17 protein-coding genes are annotated in these 20,972 nt (G+C 70.2%); 4 read left to right on the top strand and 13 right to left on the bottom strand.

The annotated features are described in order from the left end of the window. Window positions 1–22: 22 nt before the first annotated feature. From ACPCJR_RS02945 to ACPCJR_RS02935, 3 genes are all read right to left on the bottom strand, one after another. Window positions 23–628, bottom strand: coding sequence for a cyclase dehydrase (locus ACPCJR_RS02945; protein WP_391510765.1), 606 nt, complete (start codon window positions 626–628; stop codon window positions 23–25). Between the two features lie 71 nt (window positions 629–699). Next, entirely contained in the window at window positions 700–1,872 is a 1,173-nt protein-coding gene (locus ACPCJR_RS02940; protein WP_391510766.1) for a zinc-dependent alcohol dehydrogenase, read from the bottom strand. A 378-nt stretch (window positions 1,873–2,250) separates the two neighbouring features. Beyond that, window positions 2,251–5,706, bottom strand: coding sequence for an AsmA-like C-terminal region-containing protein (locus tag ACPCJR_RS02935; protein ID WP_391510767.1), 3,456 nt, complete (start codon window positions 5,704–5,706; stop codon window positions 2,251–2,253). A gap of 151 nt (window positions 5,707–5,857) precedes the next feature. Here ACPCJR_RS02935 and ACPCJR_RS02930 point away from each other — a divergent pair, with 151 nt between their 5' ends. Both ACPCJR_RS02930 and ACPCJR_RS02925 read left to right on the top strand, forming a co-directional pair. Beyond that, entirely contained in the window at window positions 5,858–6,325 is a 468-nt protein-coding gene (locus ACPCJR_RS02930) for a peroxiredoxin (RefSeq protein ID WP_391510768.1), read from the top strand. Between the two features lie 152 nt (window positions 6,326–6,477). Further along, window positions 6,478–6,711 carry a hypothetical protein gene (locus ACPCJR_RS02925; protein ID WP_391510769.1) on the top strand — a complete coding sequence of 78 codons (234 nt, stop codon included), beginning with the start codon at window positions 6,478–6,480 and terminating at the stop codon, window positions 6,709–6,711. Window positions 6,712–6,861: 150 nt separating this feature from the next. On the opposite strand, the gene ACPCJR_RS02920 is transcribed toward ACPCJR_RS02925, so the two are convergent. The 7 genes from ACPCJR_RS02920 to ACPCJR_RS02890 are packed head-to-tail and all read right to left on the bottom strand — an operon-like array spanning window position 6,862 to window position 15,148. Then, on the bottom strand, window positions 6,862–7,605 hold the full coding sequence (locus ACPCJR_RS02920) for a response regulator (protein WP_391510770.1): 744 nt from the start codon (window positions 7,603–7,605) through the stop codon (window positions 6,862–6,864). Beyond that, the gene (locus ACPCJR_RS02915; RefSeq protein ID WP_391510771.1) at window positions 7,602–10,316 is read right to left on the bottom strand and encodes a DUF4118 domain-containing protein; all 2,715 of its coding nucleotides are present in this window, start codon (window positions 10,314–10,316) and stop codon (window positions 7,602–7,604) included. Before ACPCJR_RS02915 ends, ACPCJR_RS02920 begins: the two co-directional genes overlap by 4 nt. Before the next feature lie 12 nt (window positions 10,317–10,328). Further along, on the bottom strand, window positions 10,329–10,934 hold the full coding sequence (locus ACPCJR_RS02910; protein ID WP_391510773.1) for a K(+)-transporting ATPase subunit C: 606 nt from the start codon (window positions 10,932–10,934) through the stop codon (window positions 10,329–10,331). 24 nt (window positions 10,935–10,958) lie between these two features. Beyond that, the gene (kdpB, locus tag ACPCJR_RS02905; protein WP_391510774.1) at window positions 10,959–13,043 is read right to left on the bottom strand and encodes a potassium-transporting ATPase subunit KdpB; all 2,085 of its coding nucleotides are present in this window, start codon (window positions 13,041–13,043) and stop codon (window positions 10,959–10,961) included. 58 nt (window positions 13,044–13,101) lie between these two features. Further along, window positions 13,102–13,317, bottom strand: coding sequence for a hypothetical protein (locus ACPCJR_RS02900; RefSeq protein ID WP_391510775.1), 216 nt, complete (start codon window positions 13,315–13,317; stop codon window positions 13,102–13,104). 1 nt (window position 13,318) lies between these two features. Beyond that, entirely contained in the window at window positions 13,319–15,034 is a 1,716-nt protein-coding gene (gene kdpA / locus ACPCJR_RS02895) for a potassium-transporting ATPase subunit KdpA (protein WP_391510776.1), read from the bottom strand. 24 nt (window positions 15,035–15,058) lie between these two features. After that, window positions 15,059–15,148, bottom strand: coding sequence for a K(+)-transporting ATPase subunit F (locus tag ACPCJR_RS02890; RefSeq protein ID WP_391510777.1), 90 nt, complete (start codon window positions 15,146–15,148; stop codon window positions 15,059–15,061). Window positions 15,149–15,551: 403 nt separating this feature from the next. Between ACPCJR_RS02890 and ACPCJR_RS02885 the strand changes: the two genes are divergently transcribed. Beyond that, complete coding sequence (locus ACPCJR_RS02885) at window positions 15,552–16,715, top strand: M23 family metallopeptidase (RefSeq protein WP_391510778.1); 1,164 nt, start codon at window positions 15,552–15,554, stop codon at window positions 16,713–16,715. A 42-nt stretch (window positions 16,716–16,757) separates the two neighbouring features. Here ACPCJR_RS02885 and prfB read toward each other — a convergent pair. Beyond that, a protein-coding gene (prfB, locus tag ACPCJR_RS02880; protein ID WP_391510779.1) for a peptide chain release factor 2 occupies window positions 16,758–17,886 on the bottom strand; the annotation gives its coding sequence in 2 pieces (ribosomal slippage) (window positions 16,758–17,816 and window positions 17,818–17,886; 1,128 coding nt in all). Between the two features lie 71 nt (window positions 17,887–17,957). Here prfB and ACPCJR_RS02875 point away from each other — a divergent pair. After that, window positions 17,958–18,452 (top strand): DUF2809 domain-containing protein, encoded by a 495-nt coding sequence (locus ACPCJR_RS02875; RefSeq protein WP_391510780.1) that lies wholly within the window; start codon window positions 17,958–17,960, stop codon window positions 18,450–18,452. A gap of 53 nt (window positions 18,453–18,505) precedes the next feature. Here the strand turns inward: ACPCJR_RS02875 and ACPCJR_RS02870 are convergent, their stop codons facing one another. Both ACPCJR_RS02870 and ACPCJR_RS02865 read right to left on the bottom strand, forming a co-directional pair. Beyond that, window positions 18,506–19,120, bottom strand: a complete 615-nt coding sequence (locus ACPCJR_RS02870; RefSeq protein ID WP_391510781.1) for a tetratricopeptide repeat protein — start codon at window positions 19,118–19,120, stop codon at window positions 18,506–18,508. A 35-nt stretch (window positions 19,121–19,155) separates the two neighbouring features. Continuing rightward, the gene (locus ACPCJR_RS02865; protein WP_391510782.1) at window positions 19,156–20,859 is read right to left on the bottom strand and encodes a lysine--tRNA ligase; all 1,704 of its coding nucleotides are present in this window, start codon (window positions 20,857–20,859) and stop codon (window positions 19,156–19,158) included. Window positions 20,860–20,972: the final 113 nt, after the last annotated feature.

Below are 20,972 nucleotides of genomic sequence, written 5' to 3'. Positions count from 1 at the left end.
ATGCTCGCCATCCTTCTGAGCTTCAGGCGTTGGTCAGTGTCCAGGGACGCATTGCCTCCGGTCCGATGATATCAGGGGGCGGCTTGAAGTCGCGTGCCACCCCTCGCATTGCCTTCGCGGGACGGCGAAAGCCGCTGCGGCGGCGGTAATCCTGCTGGATCTTCTGGGAAGGGTTGAGAGGCGCCCCGGAAAGGTTTTGCGCACAGATCACGTCTATGGCTGTCACGCCGATCAAAGCCACGAGGGTGATCAGCACGTTGTCCTTGTGCGGATTATGGCCCTCAAGCCCTGGCAGGACGGTGGCGATGTCGAGCGCGTCTCCCGCGACACGTGCCGAGATCCACGGTGTCGGATCTCGCGAGCCCAAGATCCCGGCACCTTGTATGAGTTCGCGCACCCCGTAGGCCTGGATGACCGGGGCCGCGCGCGGCATTCCGAGCCAGCGGGCCATGGCACCGCCGAACGTTACTTCAGTCAGACCGAGGCCGATCGAAAACCAGCCCAGACCTTGGGCGAGTTCCCTGGTTGCGGGATCCGGTCTACGGCGCGGGTCCGAGGTGAGGTAACTCGGCAGGGAAGAGGTCACGGGCGCGCGGTCCCTGTCGCGGTGAGGTATGGCATTGGACATGCAGACTTCCTCAGTTCCGCAATGAGGTAGGCGTGGCAGGCCCGCCGCAGCACGGCGAGCGACGGAGCCAATCAGGGCCGAAGTACAACCTTGATGCAGTTGTCCTTCTTGTCGCGAAAGGTCTTGTACATCTCGGGCCCTTGATCGAGCCCGACCCGGTGGGTGATGACGAAGGAGGGGTCGATCTGTCCCTCGTCGATGCGCTTGACGAGGTCATCCGTCCACCGGTTCACGTGGGTCTGCCCCGTGCGGATGGTCAGCCCCTTATTCATCAGAGCTCCCATCGGCAGCTTGTCGACTAGGCCGCCGTAGACACCCGGGATCGAGAGAATGCCAGCGGGCCGGCAGACATAAATCATCTCGCGCAGCACCGCGGCGCGGTCGCTCTCCAGCATCACAGCTTGCTTCAGTCGGTCGTATGCGTGTTCCAGAGCCCGGGGCGAATGCGCCTCCATGCCGACAGCATCGATGCACTTCTCCGGACCTTTGCCACCGGTCAACTCATTGAGGCGCTCGACCACGCTCTCCTGCGAATTGTCGATCGTGATAGCCCCACCCGCGCGTGCCATCTCAAGGCGCTCCGGCACGCTGTCGATACAGACTACCTGCTTGGCTCCGAGAAGAAGCGCGGAACGCAACGTCATCTGGCCGACCGGACCGGCGCCCCAGATCGCAACCGTATCGGTCGGCTGAATATCGGCTTGCACCGCCGCCTGCCAGCCGGTCGGGAAGATGTCACCGAGGAACAGCACCTGCTCGTCGCTCAGGTGCTCCGGCACCTTGATGTGGGTCTTGTCGGCAAACGGCACGCGGACGTACTCGGCTTGTCCGCCCTGGTAGCCACCGGTGAGGTGGGTGTAGCCGAATAGACCCGCAGTGGTGTGTCCGAAGACCTTGTCGGCGACATGCTTGTTGCGGTTCGAACGTTCGCAGACGGAGAAGTAGCCGCGCTTGCACTGGTCGCACTCGCCACAGATGATCGTGAACGGCACAACGATGCGCTCGCCTTTCCTAAGAGCGCCGTTGACCCCTTTTCCCATCTCAACGACTTCACCCATGAACTCGTGGCCCATCACGTCGCCCTTCTCCATGCCGGGCATGACGTGGTCGTAGAGGTGCAGATCCGAACCGCAGATCGCGCAGGTGGTCACCTTAATGATCGCGTCGCGCTCATCCTCGATCTTGGGGTCGGGGACCGTATCGCAGCGGATATCCTCAGTGCCGTGCCAAACCAGTGCTCTCATAGGAATTCTCCGCAACAAGTAGGAATTATTGCGAGTTAATTTCTAGTTACAAACTAACAAAGAAATACCCCTTCCTCTACAACATAGGAGCAAGCAAAGATGACCATTTGCGACATGTGTCACCTTGACAGTAATTTCGGCTGAAACCGCTGCCGAACGTCTTTGGCAAACTCCTCAGAGGCTTCGGCGTTATTTCAAATGAAATAATGTTGCGCGACTGCGCAGTTGAGCGGAGCGCTGCGAGCCCAGGCCCGCGCCTCTGCGTCACAGCGAACGTCTGCTTCCAGTGGCGATGCGGTCCCTTGCGGCCCCTCGGTCGAATGCCCGCTCCCCACCCTCAGCAGCCCTTCACACGGTCAAGCCGAGCGGGCGGCACCCCTACCGCTCCGGCGCCCCCGCCCCGTTGGCGAGGGCGTCGCCGCCGCCGGCGCCGAAGAGCTTGCGCAGGAAGCCGGGGGCGACGGCCGAGAGCGGGTTCACGTTCACCGTCGGCTTGGCGATCGGCCCCGAGACGTTGAAGTTGACCGCGAACAGGCCTTCGTTGCTGCCGCCCGCGAGCAGCGGGCCGACCAGCGGCAAGTGGGCCACCACGTTGTTCAGGCCGTAGAGCGGCACGAAGGTGCCGTCGATCTGCGTGCGCTCCTTGGCGGTGTCGAGCCAGCCGCCCGCGGTGAAGCCCATCGCCGCGTTCGAGATCGCCGCGTCCGAGAAGCTGACCCGCGAGCCGTTGCGGACGAAGTTCGCCCGCATCTTGTCGAAGCCGACATCGTTGGCGTTCGCCGCCGCGCGCCGTCCGTCCGCGGGAGGCGGCGCCTGGGCGACGATGCTCGAGAGCGCGGGCTCGTTGCGCAGGGCGAAGTCCTTGATCTGGACCACGCCGGATTGGGGACCGTCGTTGAGGTAGACGTTGAGCGCGAGGCGCCCGCCATACATCCGCTTGTAGATGTCGAGGAAGCGCAGGGTCGCGCCGGAATCGGCGGATTCGAGGCTGAGCAGCGGCTGCCCGCGCTCGCCCTTCACCACGGTGGCGTTGAGGGGCGCGCCGCCGAAGCGGCCCTTGAACTGGGCGGTGCGCACGTCCCCACCCTTGAGATTCGCCCTCAGGGTCACGTTGGTGAGCGACTCGCCGTTGAAGCCCGACAGAATGTTGGCGGAAAGGTCGGCGTCGATCTCCTTGCCCGCGTCGCGCCCGCCCTTCTCGTCGGGACCGGTCATGGTCTTGAGGAAGGGGCGCGCATCGACGACCGCGCCCTTCACGGCAACCTTGTAGGCCGAGCCCGCCCGGTCGAGGCTGACGCGCATGTCGTCGCCCGGCGAGAGCTTGAGGCTGGTGAGGTCCGCCCGCTCCAGGCTGCCCTCCGCCGAGATCGTGGCGCTGCCCCGGGCGAGCGCGGGCGCCGCGTCGAGGGCGATGTCGCGCAATTCCATCCCGCCGCCCGCGCTCTCCACCAGGGTGAAGCCGAGGCGCCCGGCCTTGCCCACGGGCTTGCTCCAGCCCGGCAGCAATCCGTTGATCGAGGCCCGGGTCAGGTCCGCCTCGATCCGCGCGGGCGGCTTGCCCGCCGAGGCGGGGCGGCCCACCGGCACCACCACGCGGGCGGGGATGACGCCGCCGAGCTGCGGCGCCGTGGGCAGGCCGCGCTTGGCCCGGAAGGCGTCGTCGAGGGAGAGCGTCACCACGGCCTCGCCCGGGCTGCCGGGCTTGGGCTGGCGCAGATCGATGGCGACGGGCGCGCCGAGCAGCCGGCCGTCGCCCTTCAGGGCAAAGCCGCTGCGGTCGAACGAGACGGAGAAGCGGCCGGCCTCGAAGCGGTCCTTGCCGACCGCCTTCTCCATCGAGAGGTCGGTGAGCGTGCCGGTGAGCGTCACCGGCATCTCGGCGAGCTCGGGGACGTGCTTGAGATCGATCGGCAGGTCGATGCGCAGGTCGGCCCGGCCCTTGATCGTGGAGGGGTCGATATCGGCGCCGGTCAGCCCCCGGAACATCGGGGTTTCGAGGAGCGCGGCCAGCGAATCCGCGCTGCCGGCGAGGCGCAGGCCGACCTGGGCGACGACCTTGTGCGGCTCGGGATCGCGGATCAGGAAGGAGCCGTCCGAGAGCGAGAGCACCCGGCTGTCGGAGAGGCGGATCTCGGCCGTGGCGTTCTGGATCGTGGTGCTGCGTCCGGTGATCGTCCCGGAGACCCGGCCGCCGCTCAGCGGAGGCGCATCCTGCGAGATGGTCAGCCCCGCCTCGGAGATCGCGAAGGTGACGCGGAGCGCGTTGTCCGGCATCGGGTCGCCGCGGGTCGCGGCGGCGAGTTCCGGCCCGCTCATGTCGATCTGGATGTCGGCCTGATCGAGCCGGCCGCCGCGCAGCTCGTCTACGAGGTAGTTGCGCACCGCCGGGGCGATGTTCTCCGGCCAGAGCCGCAGGGCCTTGCGCCCGTCGGTGCCGCTGGCGCCGATGCGCAGGGTCAGGCCCGCATCGTCGGCCCGGGTTCCGACCGTGCCGCTCAGGCGGCCGTTCAGATTGTCTCCGGTGAAGACGAGCGACTCGATGTTGACCCCGCCGTCGCGCCCGGTCACGCGCCCCGTGACCGAACCGACGCGGAAGGACGGGTCGGAGCGGGCGGCGCCGCGCAGCAGCAGGTCCTTGCCGGCGAGGTCCAGGGTCCAGGCCTCCGGCGCGCCGGAATGGCCGATGGCGAAGGCGCCGGTGAGGTGGGCCTCGTTGCCGCCGCCCTTGTAGTCGATGGCCGAGATGTCGAGGGAGCGCTGCGCCTCGTCCCAGCGGGCCTGGGCGCGCAGCTGCTCGACGACGACGGGGTTGAAGTCCTTCTCGTCGATGAGGAACAGGCCCTCGCCGGTCTTCACCTCCGCCTGCATCGTTTCGATGCGGCCGCCCACCAGGGCCACATCCGCCTTGGCCGAGAGCTTCAGGTCGGTTTCCACCGGCATCTTCGAATGGCCGGACAGGAGCAGGAGATCGGTGACCGGCAGGTCGTCCAGGGTGATGACGCCCGCGCGCCGGCCCTCCCCCGCCTCGTGGACGCGCCCGCCGAAGCGCCACTCGCCGTGGGGGCCGTCGATGCGCAGCTCGAACACCCGCGCGCCGTCGCTGGCGCCGCGGCGGAACAGGCCGTTGACGCGCTCGAAGGTCGCCTGATGGTTGGCGTCGTCGATCAGGGTGAGGCGACCGTTGGTGATCCGCGCCCGGTCGAGGGCGCCGATGACGCCCGCCGGGTCGAGCACCACGCCGAAGATCGAGGCGACCGCCGCCGAGACCGGCGAGACGGTGCCCCGGGCGGCATCCACGCTGGGCAGGGTGTGGGGCTTGGCGGCATCCGCCTGATTGGGCGAGGAGGCCGCGAAGGCGATCGAGCCGTCGTCGTGGACGAGGGCGGTCATCTGGATGTCGCGGAACTCGATGGAGCGGGGCTGCACCGCCAGCTGCAGCAGGCTCCAGGTGTCGAGGCTCACCACCGCCAGGGGCGCGCGCACGACCAGGGCACCGTCGGGATTGTAGATGTCGAGTCCGCCGACCCGCAGGGCGAGGGAGTTTTCCGCGTCGAGTTCGAGGGCGCTGTCGCGCAGAGCCACCCGCCAGCCCGGGCCGAAGCGGCCGGCGACCGCCTCGGCCACCTGCTGCGTCAGGCCGTCGATGCGCATCGGCCCCTGCGACAGGCGCCACAGGGCGAGCCCGCCGCCCAGCCCGACCAGGAGGACGAGGGCGAGCGCAGTGAACAGGCAGGCACGGCGGCGGCGCCCACGGGGCGGCTTGCAGGCCGCATTGCGGGGCGGCCCAATGTCGACCGCCTCCTGGAGCAGGGTCCTGGCCGTTTCCTGATCCATCACTCGTTCGCTGCTGCACCCGTAGGTTCGGGCGGAGGTCGGTTCGCCCGGGGCGTCTTTCCTCAGGATTTCGCCCTCTCCGGCATGGCGCGTCCGGAGCGATGCGTGCATGGGGTCAGGCACACCATCAATCGGCCGAAAGGAAGGCGAGATGCCCCTCGAACCCGGCGATGCCGCACCTCTGTTCTCGTTACCCGGAGCGGGCGGGGAGACCATCGCCCTGGAGGCCCTGCGCGGTCACAAGATCGTGCTCTACTTCTACCCCAAGGACGATACGAGCGGTTGCACCCTGGAGGCGCAGACCTTCAACGGCCTGTCCGATGCCTTCGCGGCGGCCGACGCCCGGGTGATCGGCGTCTCGCCGGACTCGGTGAAGAGTCACGACAAGTTCCGGGCGAAGTACGGGCTCGGCTTCCCGCTCGCCTCCGACGAGGCCAAGGGCATGCTGGAGGCCTACGGCGTCTGGGTCGAGAAGAGCATGTACGGCCGCAAGTACATGGGCGTGGAGCGCACGACCCTGCTGATCGACCGCGAGGGCCGCATCGCCCGGGTCTGGCGCAAGGTGAAGGTGCCGGGTCATGCCGAGGAGGTGCTGGAGGCCGCCCGCAGCCTGCCCTGAGCCGCCTCATGGGCGCCCGCGGGACCGTCTCCGGGCTGGAATCCTGATGGGACGTTGATGGAAGCGGCCTTTCCTGCCGCTCGAACCCTTACGCGACTCGGCCCAGCTTGAGCGCGCGGTCCGTGCCGGATCGCGCGAACCCCCGACCCGTGATGCCTCCGACCGTCCAACTCGCCGCCGTCCCTGCCGAGACCGCCGCCGCGGACCCTGCCCGGTTCGTCGTCGGCCAGGACCCGGAGGGCCGCTGGGTCGCCATCGAGATCCACGGGCGCGCCGGAGGGCTGTTCCGGAGCCGGAAGGATGCGGTCGACTTCGCCGCGGACGAGACCGGCCACCGGCCCGACGCCGTGCTCCTGTCCGGGGAGCGCGTCGAGCTGCGCCTGTGAGGCGGCGTCCGGCGGATTGCCTTCGGGTTCCGCCTCGCAAGGACGGCGAGCGATCCGAGTGAGCCCAGCCGGCGTCGTCTTCACCCGTCGTCGGCCCGATCCCACGTCGCGACGGTCGTCGCGCCGGCCGGCGCGATGCGCGAGAGGACATCACAGGCTCGTTCCCGGATCGGGCGGCGCTTCTCCGATCGCGGGCGGCCCGAGGCTCGGCTCGTCGTCGGGGGCGCGCAGCCGGTAGCCGACGCCGGTCTCGGTCAGCAGGATGCGGGGCCGCTCGGGGTCGGCCTCCAGCTTTTGCCGAAGCTGGCGCATGTAGACGCGCAGATATTGCGGGTCCGAGGAGACCGAGACAGACCGCATCAGCTGGGCATGGGTCAGCACCTTGCCGGCATGGAGCACCAGAACCCGCAGGAAGTCGTACTCGCGCGGCGTGAGCTTCACCTCGGCGCCCGCGACCCGCACGATGCGCCGCACGAGATCGACCGACAGGCCGTCGACGCGGAAGATCGGGCGCTCGCCCATCGCGGCGAGCTGGTGGCGCAGTGCCGTGCGCAGCCGGGCCAGCAACTCGGCCATGCCGAAGGGCTTGGTGACGTAGTCGTCGGCGCCGAGATCGAGCGCCTCGACCTTGCCGCCCTCGTCGTCGCGGCTCGACAGCACCACCACCGGCAGGTCGGGATGGCTCGCCCGGATCGCGCGCAGCAGGTCGTGGCCGCGCATGTCGGGCAGGCCGAGGTCGAGGATGATCAGATCGATCCTCTGCCGCCCGAGGGTTTCGCGTGCGGCGGCGGCGTTCGCCGCTTCCAGAATGGCGTAGCCCTGGGTGGCGAGCCCCATGCGCAGCAGTTTTCGGATCGGCGGCTCGTCGTCGATGACGAGGATGGTCGGGCTCATGCGGCGATGTCCTTCGCGGAGCCGGACGGCACCGGCAGCGTCACGGTCAGGCAGGCGCCCGCGCGGTCCGGCCGGTTGGCCGCGGTGACGCGGCCGCCCATCGCCTCGACGAAGCCGCGCGCGATGGCCAGCCCGAGTCCCGTCCCGGCGCGGACCCGGTCGCTCTTGCGCACCCGGTAGAACTTGTCGAACACGCGCTCGGCCTCCGCCTCGAGCAGGCCGTCGCCCTCGTCGAGGATTTCGATGCGCACGCTCCCGCCCGCCCGGCGGGCGCGCACCGTCACCGTCGTGCCCTCGGGCGCGTATTTGGCGGCGTTGTCGAGCAGGTTGACGAGCACCTGTTCGAACAGGATCGGATCGAGCCGGAGCGTCGGCAGGTCGGGCGCGAGGGCGACCGCGATCCGATGCCCGGAGAGCACCTTCTCCAGGCGCCGGAGCGCCGTGTCGACGCTCTCGGTCACGTCCTGGGCCACGAGGTTCGGCGCCACCGCCCCCGCCTCCAGGCGGGTCATGTCGAGCAGGTTCGCGATGAAGCGGTTCAGCCGCTCCGATTCCTCGATGATCGTCGCCAGCAGATCCGCCTTGGCCTCGGGCGGAAGCGCCGCGTCGAGGTCGCGCAGGGTGCTGGCCGCGCCGAGCACGGAGGCGAGCGGCGTCCGAAGATCGTGGCTGATCGAGGTGAGGAGGGCCCGGGCCAGGCGGTCGGTCTCGGCGGCGCGCTCGGCCCGGTCGAGATCCTCCACGAGCCGCACCCGCTCGATGGCGAGCGCGCCCATATCGGCGAGCGCATCGAGGAGGCGCCGCCCGTCCGGGGTCAGGATCGGCCCGGTCCCGTCCGCGTCGAGGCCGATCACGCCGATTGTGCCTCTTCCCGTGCGCAGGGGCAGGAACAGGCGCCGGGCGCCCGGCAGCGTGTCGGCGCCGCGCCCGGCCGGGCGCTCGTTGTCGAAGGCCCATTGGGCGGCGGCGCGGTCGGCCTCGTCCAGCCTGTCCTCGGGCGGGTAGCCGGCCCGGACGGTGACGGTCTCGTCCTCGGGCAGCAGCAGCACGACCCGGACCTTCAGCATGGCCGCGACCTGCGCCGCGGTGGCCCAGAGCACGTCGTCGAGGGTGCCGCAGCCCGAGAGCTTGCGGGAGAAGCCGTAGAGCCGCTCGGTCGCCCGCGCCCGGCTCTGGCTGACCATCGCGGACCGGCGCACGCGTGCGGCGAGGTTCGAGACCAGAACCGCCACCACGGTGAAGAGCAGGAAGGCCGCGACGTTGGTCGGGTCGGCGATGGTCAGGGTGTAGACCGGCGGAAGGAAGAAGAAGTTGTAGGCGAGCGAGGCCATCACCACCGCCGCCAGCGACGGGCCGAGGCCGAGGCGCACCGCCACCGCCACCACCGCCGTCAGCAGGATCAGGTCGGCGTTCTCGACGCCCGTATAGGGCTGCAGCAGCAGGGCGAGCCCGAGCCCGAGCGCGGTGGCCAAGAGGGCGGTCGCGTAGGCGCGAAGATCGGGCGCGGCGGAGGGCGGACGCGTGGCGACCGCGCGCCGCGAGGAGGACTCGGCGGGCGCCGCCTCGCCGGGCACCACGTGGACGCTGATGTTGCCGGAGCCCCGCACGAGGTCGTGCACCACCGAGCCGTTCAGAAGCTCGAAGGCCCAGGAGCGCGTCGCCTTGCCGACCACGATGTGGTTCACGTTGGCCGTGCGGGCATAGGCGAGGATGTCGTCGGCGATCCGCCGCCCGCCCGGCATCGTCACGGCGTCGCCCCCGAGCCGGTCGGCGAGCCGCAGGGCCTCGGCGATGCGGTCGCGCTCTCCCTCGCTCAGGGAGGCGGAGCGGGCGCCCTCGACGAACAGCGCCGTCCAGGGGGCGTGCAGGCGGTCGGCGAGCCGCTTGGCGTGGCGCACCAGACCGGCCGAGCGGGGATCCTCGCTGACGCAGACCAGAACCCGCTCGCCCGCCGCCCAGGGACCGGGAATGGCATTGGCCCGCATGTGGCTCAGGAGCTCGTCATCGACCCGGTCGGCGGTGCGCCGGAGCGCGAGTTCGCGCAAGGCCGTGAGGTTTCCGCGTGAGAAGTAGTGCCGCAAAGCCCGCTCGGCATGGGTGGGCACGTAGACCTTGCCCGCCTTCAGCCGCTCGATCAGGTCGTCGGGGTTGAGGTCCACCACCTCGATGTCGTCGGCCCGGTCGAGGATGCCGTCCGGCACGGTCTCACGGACGCGGATGCGGGTGATGGAGGCCACCACGTCGTTGAGGCTCTCGACATGCTGGATGTTGAGGGTGGTCAGCACGTCGATGCCGGCGTCGAGCAATTCCTCGACATCCTGATAACGCTTGGGATGGCGCGAGCCGGGCGCGTTGGTGTGAGCGAGTTCGTCGACGAGGGCGAGCTGCGGCCGGCGGGCGAGCAGCGCGTCGAGATCCATCTCCTCCAGCGCCGTGCCGTGATAGGGCACGGCGCGGCGGGGGATCACCGCGAAGCCGTCGAGCAGCGCCTCGGTCTCGGCCCGGCCGTGGGTCTCCACGACCCCGACCACCACGTCGGCGCCGGCCCTCAGCCGGGCCCGGCCGACAGTCAGCATCTCGTAGGTCTTGCCGACGCCCGGAGCCGCCCCGAGGAAGATCTTGAGCCGGCCGCGCGTCCGCTCCTCCCGGCGCGCCGCTTCGAGCAGGGCGTCGGGCGAGGGGCGGTTCGGATCGCGGCCGGTCTCGGGCATTTTTTGAGAGTCTCAGCGCGAGCTCAGCTCGTCCAGCGCGAGGTTGAGCGCCAGGACGTTCACGCGCGGCTCGCCGAGGAGGCCGAGGGTGCGCCCCCGAACCTGGCCGGCGACGAGGTCGCGCAGCCTGTCCTCCGGGATGGTGCGGGCCTTGGCAACGCGCGGCACCTGGAACAGGGCAGCCTCGGGCGAGATGTCGGGGTCGAGGCCCGAGCCGCTGGCCGTGACGAGATCGACCGGCACCGGCCGGCCCGGGTTCTCCGCCCGAAGCGCGTCGAGATCGCCCCGCACCCGCTCCGCCAGAGCCGCGCTCGTAGGCCCGAGGTTCGAGCCCATGGAGTTGCCCGCGTTGTAGGGCGCCGGGACGGACTTGGCGGGATCGGCCGGGTCCGGTGCCGTCGTCGCCGAGGGCCGGCCGTGGAAGTAGCCGGCGCTCGCGAAGTTCTGGCCGATCAGCTCGGAGCCGACGACGCGGCCGCCGCGCTCGATCAGGCTGCCGGCGGCCTTTGCCGGGAAGATCGCCCCGGCGAGGCCGGTCACGGCGAGGGGATAGGCAAGGCCCGTGACCGCCGTCAGGGCGACCAGCAGGACGAGGGCGGGGCGAAGCGGGTTCGACATGGGGGATCTCCGGTGCCCGGGACTTCAGGCGAGGTGCAGGGCGGTGACGGCGAGGTCGATGAGCTTGATGCCGAGGAAGGGCACCGCGACGCCGCCGAGGCCGTAGACGAGGAGGTTTCGGCGCAGGAGCGCGGCCGCACCGACCGCGCGGTAGGTGACGCCCCGCAGAGCCAGCGGGATCAGCGCCACGATGATGAGGGCGTTGAAGATGATCGCCGAGAGGATCGCGCTCTGCGGTGACGCGAGGCCCATGACGTTGAGCGCCTGAAGCTGCGGGTAGAGCGTCAGGAACATGGCCGGAAGGATCGCGAAATACTTCGCCACGTCGTTGGCGATGGAGAAGGTGGTGAGCGCCCCGCGCGTCATCAGCAATTGCTTGCCGATGCCGACGATTTCGATGAGCTTGGTCGGGTCGGAATCGAGATCGACCATGTTGCCGGCCTCTCGCGCCGCCACCGTGCCGGTGTTCATGGCCACGCCGACATCGGCCTGGGCGAGCGCGGGCGCGTCGTTGGTGCCGTCGCCGCACATCGCCACCAGCTTTCCGTCGGCCTGCTCGCGCCGGATCAGCGCCAGCTTGTCCTCGGGCGTCGCCTGGGCGAGGAAGTCGTCGACTCCGGCCTCCGCCGCGATGGCGGCCGCGGTGACGGGATTGTCGCCGGTGATCATCACCGTGCGGATGCCCATCCGGCGCAGTTGCGCGAAGCGCTCGCGGATGCCGCCCTTCACGATGTCCTTGAGCGCGACGACGCCGAGCAGCCGTCCGTCGCGCGCGACCGCGAGCGGCGTGCCGCCGGCTCGGGCGATCGCCTCGGCGAGGGCGCGCACCTCGGCGACGGCCTCAATTTCCGGCCGGACGGCCAGGGTGAGATCCGCCTCGCCGCGCGCCGGCACCGGGCCGGAGACGGCGGCGATGACGGCCTCGACCGCCCCCTTGCGGATCGAGGCGCCGTCGATGTCGATCCCGCTCATGCGCGACTGCGCGGTGAAGGGGACGAAGGTGGCGCGCAACTCCGCCATGTCACGCGCCCGGATGCCGTAGGCCTCCTTGGCGAGCACGACGATCGAGCGCCCCTCCGGCGTCTCGTCGGCAAGCGAGGCGAGCTGTGCCGCATCCGCCAGTTCCTGCTCGGAGACGCCGCGCACGGCGCGAAACTCCGTCGCCTGCCGATTGCCCAGGGTGATGGTGCCGGTCTTGTCGAGGAGCAGCGTATCGACATCGCCTGCCGCCTCGACGGCGCGACCGGACAGGGCCAGCACGTTGAAGCGCACGAGCCGGTCCATGCCGGCGATGCCGATGGCCGAGAGCAGTGCGCCGATCGTGGTGGGGATCAGCGTCACGAACAGCGCGACCAGCACGATCACGGGGATGGCGCCGCCGGCATAGCTCGCGAAGCTCGGGATGCTCGCCACCGCGATGACGAAGACGAGGGTGAGCCCGGCGAGCAGGATGTTGAGCGCGATCTCGTTGGGCGTCTTCTGGCGCGCGGCGCCCTCGACCAGGGCGATCATGCGATCGACGAAGGTCGAGCCGGCGGCGGCGGTGATGCGCACCTTGATCGCATCGGAGAGCACCTGCGTGCCCCCGGTCACCGCCGAGCGGTCGCCGCCGGATTCGCGGATCACGGGCGCGGATTCGCCGGTGATGGCGGCCTCGTTCACGGAGGCGACGCCCTCGATCACCTCGCCGTCCGAGGGGATGAGATCGCCGGCTTCCACCAGGACGACGTCGCCGACCTTGAGGGCGGTGCCGGCCACCGTCTCGTAGTCCCGCCCGCGCCCGGTGAGGCGCTTGGCCGTCATCTCGGTGCGGGTGCGCCGGAGCGAATCGGCCTGAGCCTTCCCGCGCCCCTCGGCCAAGGCCTCGGCGAAGTTGGCGAACAGCAGGGTGAACCAGAGCCAGAGCACGATCTGCCCGGAGAAGAACAGGTCGGGCCCGCCCGTGGCGAGATCGCGCAGGAACAGCACGGTGGTCAGGGCGGCCACGACCTCGACCACGAACATGACCGGGTTTCGGATCATGGCGCGCGGGTCGAGCTTCCTGAGCGAGCCGAGGAGCGCCGGCCCGACCAGGGCGGCGGCGAACAGGGACGAGGTCTTGCGGGACATGGATGTCGGTGTCCGGGAGGGAGCGAGGGGGCTCGGCAGCGGGCCGGGCCGTGTCGGTTCAGGGGGCGGTCGCCCCGCCTGCCAGGGCGAAGGCCGCCATCAGGGCGAGGCCGCCGAGCAGGGCGACGCCGAGGAGCGCCAGGACGAGGTCGGAGGTGCGCAGGGGGTTCAGCCCGCCGCCGTGGGCGCGATGGAGCGGCGGCCGCTGCCGCGGCAGGCCGCGGCGCGGAAGGCGCCGGGAGGTTAGACGCGGGGAAGGATGGATGAGCGCCATCTCAGCCGCCCGCCGGGAAGGTCTGGCCGGCCTCGCCCGCGAGGTGCTCGACGATCGGCCCGAGGGCCAGGGAGGGGAAGAAGGTGAGGCCGCCGATGATGAGCACCACGCCGACGAGGAGGCCGACGAACAGACCGCCATGGGTCGGCAGCGTGCCGGCGGAGGCCGGGAGCGTCTTCTTGGCCGCCAGCGAGCCCGCGATGGCCAGGACCGGGATCTTCACGAAGAAGCGCCCGACCAGCATCGCGACCGCCAGGGTGGCGTTGTAGAACGGCGTGTTGGCCGTGAGCCCGCCGAAGGCCGAGCCGTTGTTGGCCGCCGCGGAAGTGTAGGCGTAGAGGATCTCCGAGAAGCCGTGCGGGCCGGCATTGGCGGGCCCTGCGAGTCCGGCGGGCAGCACGGTCGCTAGCGCCGTGAAACCGAGCATCGTCAGCGGCAGGCAGAGGATGCCGAGCATCGCCATCTTCACCTCCCGGGCCTCGATCTTCTTGCCGAGATATTCGGGGGTGCGGCCGACCATCAGGCCGGCGACGAAGATCGCCACGATCACGAAGACGAGCATGCCGTAGAGCCCGGCGCCGACGCCGCCGACGATGACCTCGCCGAGCTGCATGTTGAGCAGGGGCACGAGGCCGCCGAGCGCCGTGAACGAGTCGTGCATGGCGTTGACTGCGCCGCAGGAGGCAGCGGTGGTGATGGTCGCGAAGAGCGCGGAGGCCGCGATGCCGAAGCGGACCTCCTTGCCCTCCATGTTTCCGCCGCCCAGGCCGAGATGGGCGAGGACGCCGTTGGCGTTCGCCTCGGCCCAGTAGGTGACGAGGACGCCGGCCAGGAACAGCACGCCCATCGCCGAGAGGATCGCCCAGCCCTGACGCTCATCCCCGACCATGCGGCCGAACACGTTGGTCATCGCCGCGCCGATCGCGAAGATCGCCACCATCTGCAGGAGGTTCGAGAGCGCCGTCGGGTTCTCGAAGGGATGCGCCGCGTTGGCGTTGAAGAAGCCGCCGCCGTTGGTGCCGAGCATCTTGATCGCGACCTGGCTCGCCACCGGCCCGACCGCGATGGTCTGCCTGACGCCCTCCAGGGTCGTGGCCTCGACGGACGGCGCGAGCGTCTGCGGCATCCCCTGCGAGACTAGAACCAGTGCGAGCAGGAGGCAGAGCGGGAGCAGGACGTAGAGGGTGGCGCGGGTCAGATCGACCCAGAACGAGCCGAGCGTTTTCGTCGAGGCGCGGCCGAAGCCGCGGATCAGCGCCACGGCGACCGCCATGCCCGACCCCGCCGAGACGAAGTTCTGGACCGTGAGCCCGAGCATCTGGCTCAAGTACGAGAGCGTGGTCTCGCCGCCGTAGGATTGCCAGTTCGTGTTGGTGACGAAACTCGTCGCGGTGTTGAAGGCGAGGTCGGGCGCCACCGCGGCCTGCCCGGCCGGGTTCAGCGGCAGCCCCGCCTGCAGGCGCAGCAGCGCGTAGAGCAGCACGAAGCCGAGCCCGTTGAACACGACCATCGCGCCCGCGTAGCCGAGCCAGCCCTGCTCCTGACGCGCCTCGATGCCGGAGAGACGGTAGAGGCCGCGCTCGATCGGGACGATTACGGGTGAGAGCAGGGTGCGCTCACCGTTGAAGACGCGGGTCATGTAGCCGCCGAGCGGCTTGACGAGCGCCAGCACGACCGCGCCGTACAGCGCGATCTGCATCCAGCCTTGGAGTGTCATCGGGGAAAGTCCGTGCTCGGCCGCTCAGAACCGCTCGGGGCGGATGAGGGCGTAGGTGAGGTAGACGAGGAGTCCGGCCGCCACGCAGGCGCCGAGGGCGAGGTCGAGCGTCATGGGGGCTTCCTTCAGAGGCGCTCGCAGAGCGCGGCGTAGCCCGCGGCGAGCGCGAAGAAGGCGAGGCCCGCGGCGATGAAGACGATGTCGAGCATGGGGCGTCCCTGTCCGTTCGGCCGCTCGATTCCGGGAGCAGCGGGGCCTGAGCGGCCGTCCCGGAATCTGGCCGGGAACCGCGTTAGGGTTCGAGAGGGGGCGGACGGCGATCGCGTGAGGATCGCATGAGGATCGGCCCAAGCCCGGCGACGCGAGACGTGTCGCTCAGCCCTTCAGGGAGCAGGTCGGCGGCAGAGGCTCCGGCATGGGGGCGTCATCGGGACGGGCGCGGGCCGCCCGGCCGGATCAAGCTTCCTTAACCTTAATCGGCTGTGATCTGACGTCTCACCGAACGTCCGACGTGCCCATGCCATCGACTGCCCGGGCCGGCCGCAGCGCCGCCCTCCCCGTCTCAGAGCGCCGCCTTGCCCTCACGCTCGGCATCGGATGCGCCCTCGCCATCCTCTGGGCGCTGGCGGCGAGCTATTATCTCGTCTTTCACGACGAGGCGCTGGCCCGCTTCGTCTCCCGTCAGAGCGCGATGCAATACGCCTACGAGGAGCGGCTCGGGGCCCTCCAGCGTGCGCTCGATCGCGCGGCCGCCGAGCGCCAGACGGCCCGCGGCGGCGTCGAGAGCCGTCTGGCGGCTCTGGCCGAGCGGCAGGACCTGATCGAGAAGCGCCAGGGTCTGCTGTCCGGTCTCGGCGGTGCGGCGGCCCAGATCGACGTGCCGCCGGCGCCCGCCCCGGTCTCCGAGGCGCCGCGGGTGGTCAAGCCGTTCCCGACGCCGGAACTGCGGTTCGGCGGCGACGACCGCGCCGAGGCGGATCCGGGCCCGGGCGCCCGCGTGGCCCGGCTGGAAACCGCCCTCGACCGGATCGGCGAGGCCCAGTCCCGGGCGCTGGCCGGCGTCGCGCGCCAAGCCGAGCGCAGCGCCGAGCGGTTTCGCGACCTGATCGCCCGCACCGGGCTCTCGCCCGCCCGCTTCGACGCGCCGAAGGAGGGCGTCGGCGGTCCCCTGGTGCCGTTCGCCGGCGACGCCTTCGAGCGGGCGTTGAGCGAGACCCGCCGCCAGATCGAGGAAGAGACGCATCTGCGCCGGGTCGCCGCCGCCCTCCCCTTCCGCCAGCCCCTGCCCGGCGAGATCACCTTCAGCAGCGGCTTCGGCGCCCGGCTCGATCCCTTCACCCGCGGCTACGCCCTCCACACGGGCCTCGACATGCGCGCGGCGACCGGTGCCCCCGTCCACGCCACGGCGGCCGGGCGGGTGACCGCCGCCGACTATGCCGGCGGCTACGGCAACATGGTCGAGGTCGATCACGGCCGCGGCCTCGTCACCCGCTACGCGCATCTCTCCGCGGCCGCGGTCTCCGTCGGCCAGCGGGTCGAGGCGGGCAGCGTGATCGGATGGGCGGGTTCGACGGGGCGCTCCACCGGGAGCCACCTGCACTACGAGACCCGCATCGACGGCGAGCCGGTCGATCCGCAGCGGTTTCTGCGCGCGGGTGCGCAGCTCGTCTTCGCCGATTGACGGAGACCCCCGCCCCGGACAGCCGGGGAGAGGGTGTCGCGCTCAGTCGATATCGGCCACTTCCTCGCTGCCGCCATAGACCCGCTGCGCCAGTGAGGCTTCCATGAACGGGTCGAGGTCGCCGTCCAGCACCTCGTCCGGATCGGTCGATTGCGTGCCGGTGCGCAGATCCTTCACGAGCTGGTACGGCTGAAGCACGTAGGATCGGATCTGGTGGCCCCAGCCGATCTCGGTCTTCGAGGCGGCCTCGGCGTTGGCCTTCTCCTCGCGCTTCTTCAACTCGGCCTCGTAGAGGCGGGCGCGCAGCATGTTCCAGGCGGTGGCCCGGTTCTTGTGCTGCGAACGCTCCTGCTGGCAGGCCACGACGATGCCGGTCGGGTTGTGCGTGATGCGCACCGCCGAATCGGTCGTGTTGACGTGCTGGCCGCCCGCGCCCGACGAGCGGTAGGTGTCGATGCGGCAGTCCGATTCCTTGATCTCGATCTCGATCCGGTCGTCGACGACCGGATAGACCCAGACGCTCGCGAAGCTGGTGTGCCGCCGCGCGTTGGAATCGTAGGGCGAGATCCGCACCAGCCGGTGCACGCCCGATTCGGTCTTGAGCCAGCCATAGGCGTTGTGGCCTTTGATCAGGAGCGTTGCGCCCTTGATCCCGGCCTCTTCGCCGTCGGTCATCTCGACGATCTCGACCTTGAACTTCCGGCGCTCGGCCCAGCGGGCATACATGCGCTGGAGCATGTTGGCCCAGTCCTGGCTCTCGGTGCCGCCCGCGCCCGCATGGACTTCGAGATAGGTGTCGAAGCCGTCGGCCTCGCCCGAGAGCAGGGTCTCGACCTGCCGGCTCGCGGCCTCCTTCTCGACCGCCTTGATCGCGGCCTCGCCCTCGTCGATGGAGGCTTGGTCACCCTCCATCTCGCCGAGTTCGATCAGCGTCGCGCCATCCTCGAGATCGCGTTCGAGCTTCTTGATCGCGGTGACGGCCTCGTCGAGCTCCTGGCGCTCGCGCATGACCTTCTGTGCGGCCTCCGGATCGTTCCAGAGGTCGGGGTTCTCGGAAGCCGCATTCAGCTCCGCGAGACGTTTATCGACGGTGTCCCAGTCAAAGATGCCTCCTCAGCAGCCCTATAGACTGCTTGGCGGCATCCGAGGCCTGTTCGATCTCGGCGCGCATCTGGTGTGAAACTCGACTGTCAGTGTGGCCCGGGGTGATACCGGGCGCCTCCCGCCCTGTAAACCGCCGCGATGCCAAGCCTTCGATCCCGCCGCCCTCTCCTCTTCGCCGCCACCCTCGCCGTGATCGCGGCGGGCATCGGCCTGCGCCTCGTGCCGCTCGGCCTGCCGAGGGAGGTCGTGAAGTACGGAGGCTCAGTCCTGTGGGGCGCGATGGTCTACGGGCTCGTCGCCTTCGCCCGGCCCGCCGCCTCGGTCGCGCGGCTGGCGGCTTTCGCCCTGATCGTCGCCGTGCTGGTCGAGCTGTTCCGCCTCGTCCACACGCCGGGGCTCGACGCGTTCCGCCTGACGCTGGCGGGGCAGCTGCTGCTCGGGCGGATTTTTTCCGTCTGGAACATGATCGCCTATGCCGTCGGCATCGGGCTGGCGGCGGTGCTCGATCGGAGCACACGGCGGTTCGACGGGCGGCGGAACGTTGCCGATGCACTGGCGATGCCGGGCGCCGCGGATCTCGATTTCGAGCCGCCTCGTGCGGAGATTGGTAGCCGACCAGTCGATTTTTCGTGACGTGAGGTCGTTCGTGGCCGCGAGGTGGCCGGCTATGAGCTGACCGGCATAGCTCAGCCGCCCGATAGGGCCCGCACCACCGCCCGGTTCGGCGCGATATAGCGCTGGAAATACGTCCTCCCCCGCGCCTGCGCCTCCTGGATCTGTGCGCCGTCCAGCATGCCCGCCGCCTGGATCGCGTTGGCTATGGCGGATTCGTCCATGATCGAGGCGTGGGTGGCCGGGTAGATCCAGGCCATGCCCTCGACGGGATCGCGCGGCACGCCCCTGCCCTCCATGTAGAGGATGCCGAGTTCGTTGCCGGCTTTGTAGTGGCCGCCCTTGGCTGCCTGCTCGTACCAGCGCGCGGCCTGGGCCGGATCGGCGGAGACCCCCTGCCCCTTGCGATAGGCTTGGCCCAGGTTGAAGGCGGCGAGCACGCTGCCGCCTTCTGCCGCCCGCCGGTAGGCATCGAGCGCGCGGGCCGGGTCGGCCGGCACGGCGCGGCCTTCCGCATAGGCGACGCCGAGATTGTAGAGGGCCTGCGGATCGCCCTTGGCCGCGCCCGCCTCGAAGGCGCGCATCGCCGTCGGGTAGTCGCCGCGCGCATAGGCCTTGATCCCCTGCGCGACTTGCGCCGAGGCCGGGGTGCCGAACAGGGCGGCGAGGGTGCCGAGGATGCCTGCCAACGCCCTCATCCTCCCCATGCCGCCCCGTCCCACGCTCACGCCGCGGCGGCCTTGCGGCCCGCCAGGAAGGCCTCGTGCTCGGCCACGAGCGCACCGCTCAGCGCCTTCTCGATCAGCGCCCGCGTACCCGCCACGCCGTAGAGCGCGATGAACGAGCCGAAGCGCGGTCCCTGCGCCTCGCCGAACAGCACGTTGTAGATCGAGGCGAACCACGTCTTGGAAACGCCGGGCCGCCCGTCCGGGCTCTTGGCCTTGCCCGACAGGTCGGGGAAGTGGCGCCGGCCGACCTCGTAGACGATCGCCTGCAGCGCTTCCGGATCGGTCGAGGCCTCGTGCTCCTTGAGCGTCTCGCCGAGGTCGCGCAGAGCGGCGGTCTCCTCCTCGGTGGGCGCGCGGTACTGCTTCTGCGGCCGCACGAAGTCCCGGTAATAGGCGAGCGCCCGGGTCACGAGGCCGGCGAGCCGCGGATGCGTCTCCGGTCCCACGTTCGGCGCGTAGCGGCGGATGAAGCCCCACAGCACCGCCTCGTCCTCGGCATTGGCCACCGCCACGAGGTTCAGGAGCATGCCGAAGGAGAGCGTGGTGCCGGCCTCGTCGATGGTCTCGGGGGCGGGCGGCGCGCCCGCGTGCAGGTGCCAGACCGGGTTGCCGAGCCGGTGCTTGGCTTCCTGGCCGGCAAAACGGCCCAGAAAGTTGTCGTACTCGTCGACGTGGCGCGGAATCACGTCGAAGAACAGGCGCTTGGCCTCGCGGGGCTTGTTGTACATGAACAAGGCCAGCGACTCAGGCGTCGCGTAGGTCAGCCACTCGTCGATGGTCAGGCCGTTGCCCTTCGACTTCGAGATCTTCTGGCCCTTCTCGTCGAGGAAGAGTTCGTAGTTGAAGCCTTCCGGCGGCTCGGCGCCCAGCGCCCGGGCGATCTGGCCCGAGAGCTTGACCGAATCGATCAGGTCCTTGCCGGCCATCTCGTAATCGACGCCCAGCGCGACCCAGCGCATCGCCCAGTCTGGCTTCCACTGCAGCTTGACGTGGCCGCCGGTCACCGGCGTCTCGTAGGCCTCGTTCGTCGCCGGATCGCGCCAGACGATGGTGCCGGCGGCGGGCCGAACCTCGTCGATCGACACCTGCATCACGTGGCCGGTGACGGGGTGGATCGGCAGGAAGGGCGAGTAGCTCGCGGAGCGCTCGGCCCGCAGCGAGGGCAGCATGATCGCCATCACCGCCTCGTAGCGCTCCAGCACGAGGCGCAGCGTGTCGTCGAAGAGGCCGGCCCGGTAGCACTCGGTGGCGGAGCGGAACTCGTAGTCGAAGCCGAAGGCGTCGAGAAAGCGGCGCAGCTCGGCGTTGTTGTGCGCGCCGAAGCTCTCATGCGTGCCGAACGGGTCGGGCACCTGGGTCAGCGGGAGGTTCAGGGCCTCGGCCAGCCGCTCGCGGTTCGGCACGTTGTCCGGGACTTTGCGCAGGCCGTCCATGTCGTCGGAGAAGGCGATCAGCCGGGTCGGCACCGCGTCCTTGGTCAGCACGCGGAAGGCGTGGCGCACCATGGAGGTGCGGGCGACCTCGCCGAAGGTGCCGATATGCGGCAGGCCCGAGGGGCCGTAGCCGGTCTCGAACAGCACCTCGGTCTTGGGCTTCTTCTCCAGCCGCGCCACGAGCTTGCGCGCCTCCTCGAACGGCCAGGCGGCGGCGGAGGCGGCGGCCTCCAGAATGTCGGGGTCGAGACGAAGGGGCGCGGACATCGGACGGGAGCTTTTCGGGGTTCAGGACGGGCGCCGCGCCGGCCATCCGGGCCGGGGCGCGAGAGCGGGCAACCTATGGAGCGAGGGGGCCGGGGTCAACGCAGCCATCCCGC

The organism is Methylobacterium sp. NPDC097929, assembly GCF_049543375.1.
Classification (GTDB): domain Bacteria; phylum Pseudomonadota; class Alphaproteobacteria; order Rhizobiales; family Beijerinckiaceae; genus Methylobacterium.
The sequence above is the reverse complement of the archived record's forward strand: the minus strand, read 5'-3'. Positions and strand labels throughout refer to the sequence as shown.

Excerpts from the sequence above, each read along its gene's own strand:
- ACPCJR_RS02945 (WP_391510765.1), bottom strand. The coding sequence starts at position 628 with ATGTCCAATGCCATACCTCACCGCGACAGGGACCGCGCGCCCGTGACC.
- ACPCJR_RS02940 (WP_391510766.1), bottom strand. The coding sequence starts at position 1,872 with ATGAGAGCACTGGTTTGGCACGGCACTGAGGATATCCGCTGCGATACG.
- ACPCJR_RS02935 (WP_391510767.1), bottom strand. The coding sequence starts at position 5,706 with ATGGATCAGGAAACGGCCAGGACCCTGCTCCAGGAGGCGGTCGACATT.
- ACPCJR_RS02930 (WP_391510768.1), top strand. The coding sequence starts at position 5,858 with ATGCCCCTCGAACCCGGCGATGCCGCACCTCTGTTCTCGTTACCCGGA.
- ACPCJR_RS02925 (WP_391510769.1), top strand. The coding sequence starts at position 6,478 with ATGCCTCCGACCGTCCAACTCGCCGCCGTCCCTGCCGAGACCGCCGCC.
- ACPCJR_RS02920 (WP_391510770.1), bottom strand. The coding sequence starts at position 7,605 with ATGAGCCCGACCATCCTCGTCATCGACGACGAGCCGCCGATCCGAAAA.
- ACPCJR_RS02915 (WP_391510771.1), bottom strand. The coding sequence starts at position 10,316 with ATGCCCGAGACCGGCCGCGATCCGAACCGCCCCTCGCCCGACGCCCTG.
- ACPCJR_RS02910 (WP_391510773.1), bottom strand. The coding sequence starts at position 10,934 with ATGTCGAACCCGCTTCGCCCCGCCCTCGTCCTGCTGGTCGCCCTGACG.
- kdpB (WP_391510774.1), bottom strand. The coding sequence starts at position 13,043 with ATGTCCCGCAAGACCTCGTCCCTGTTCGCCGCCGCCCTGGTCGGGCCG.
- ACPCJR_RS02900 (WP_391510775.1), bottom strand. The coding sequence starts at position 13,317 with ATGGCGCTCATCCATCCTTCCCCGCGTCTAACCTCCCGGCGCCTTCCG.
- kdpA (WP_391510776.1), bottom strand. The coding sequence starts at position 15,034 with ATGACACTCCAAGGCTGGATGCAGATCGCGCTGTACGGCGCGGTCGTG.
- ACPCJR_RS02890 (WP_391510777.1), bottom strand. The coding sequence starts at position 15,148 with ATGACGCTCGACCTCGCCCTCGGCGCCTGCGTGGCGGCCGGACTCCTC.
- ACPCJR_RS02885 (WP_391510778.1), top strand. The coding sequence starts at position 15,552 with ATGCCATCGACTGCCCGGGCCGGCCGCAGCGCCGCCCTCCCCGTCTCA.
- ACPCJR_RS02875 (WP_391510780.1), top strand. The coding sequence starts at position 17,958 with ATGCCAAGCCTTCGATCCCGCCGCCCTCTCCTCTTCGCCGCCACCCTC.
- ACPCJR_RS02865 (WP_391510782.1), bottom strand. The coding sequence starts at position 20,859 with ATGTCCGCGCCCCTTCGTCTCGACCCCGACATTCTGGAGGCCGCCGCC.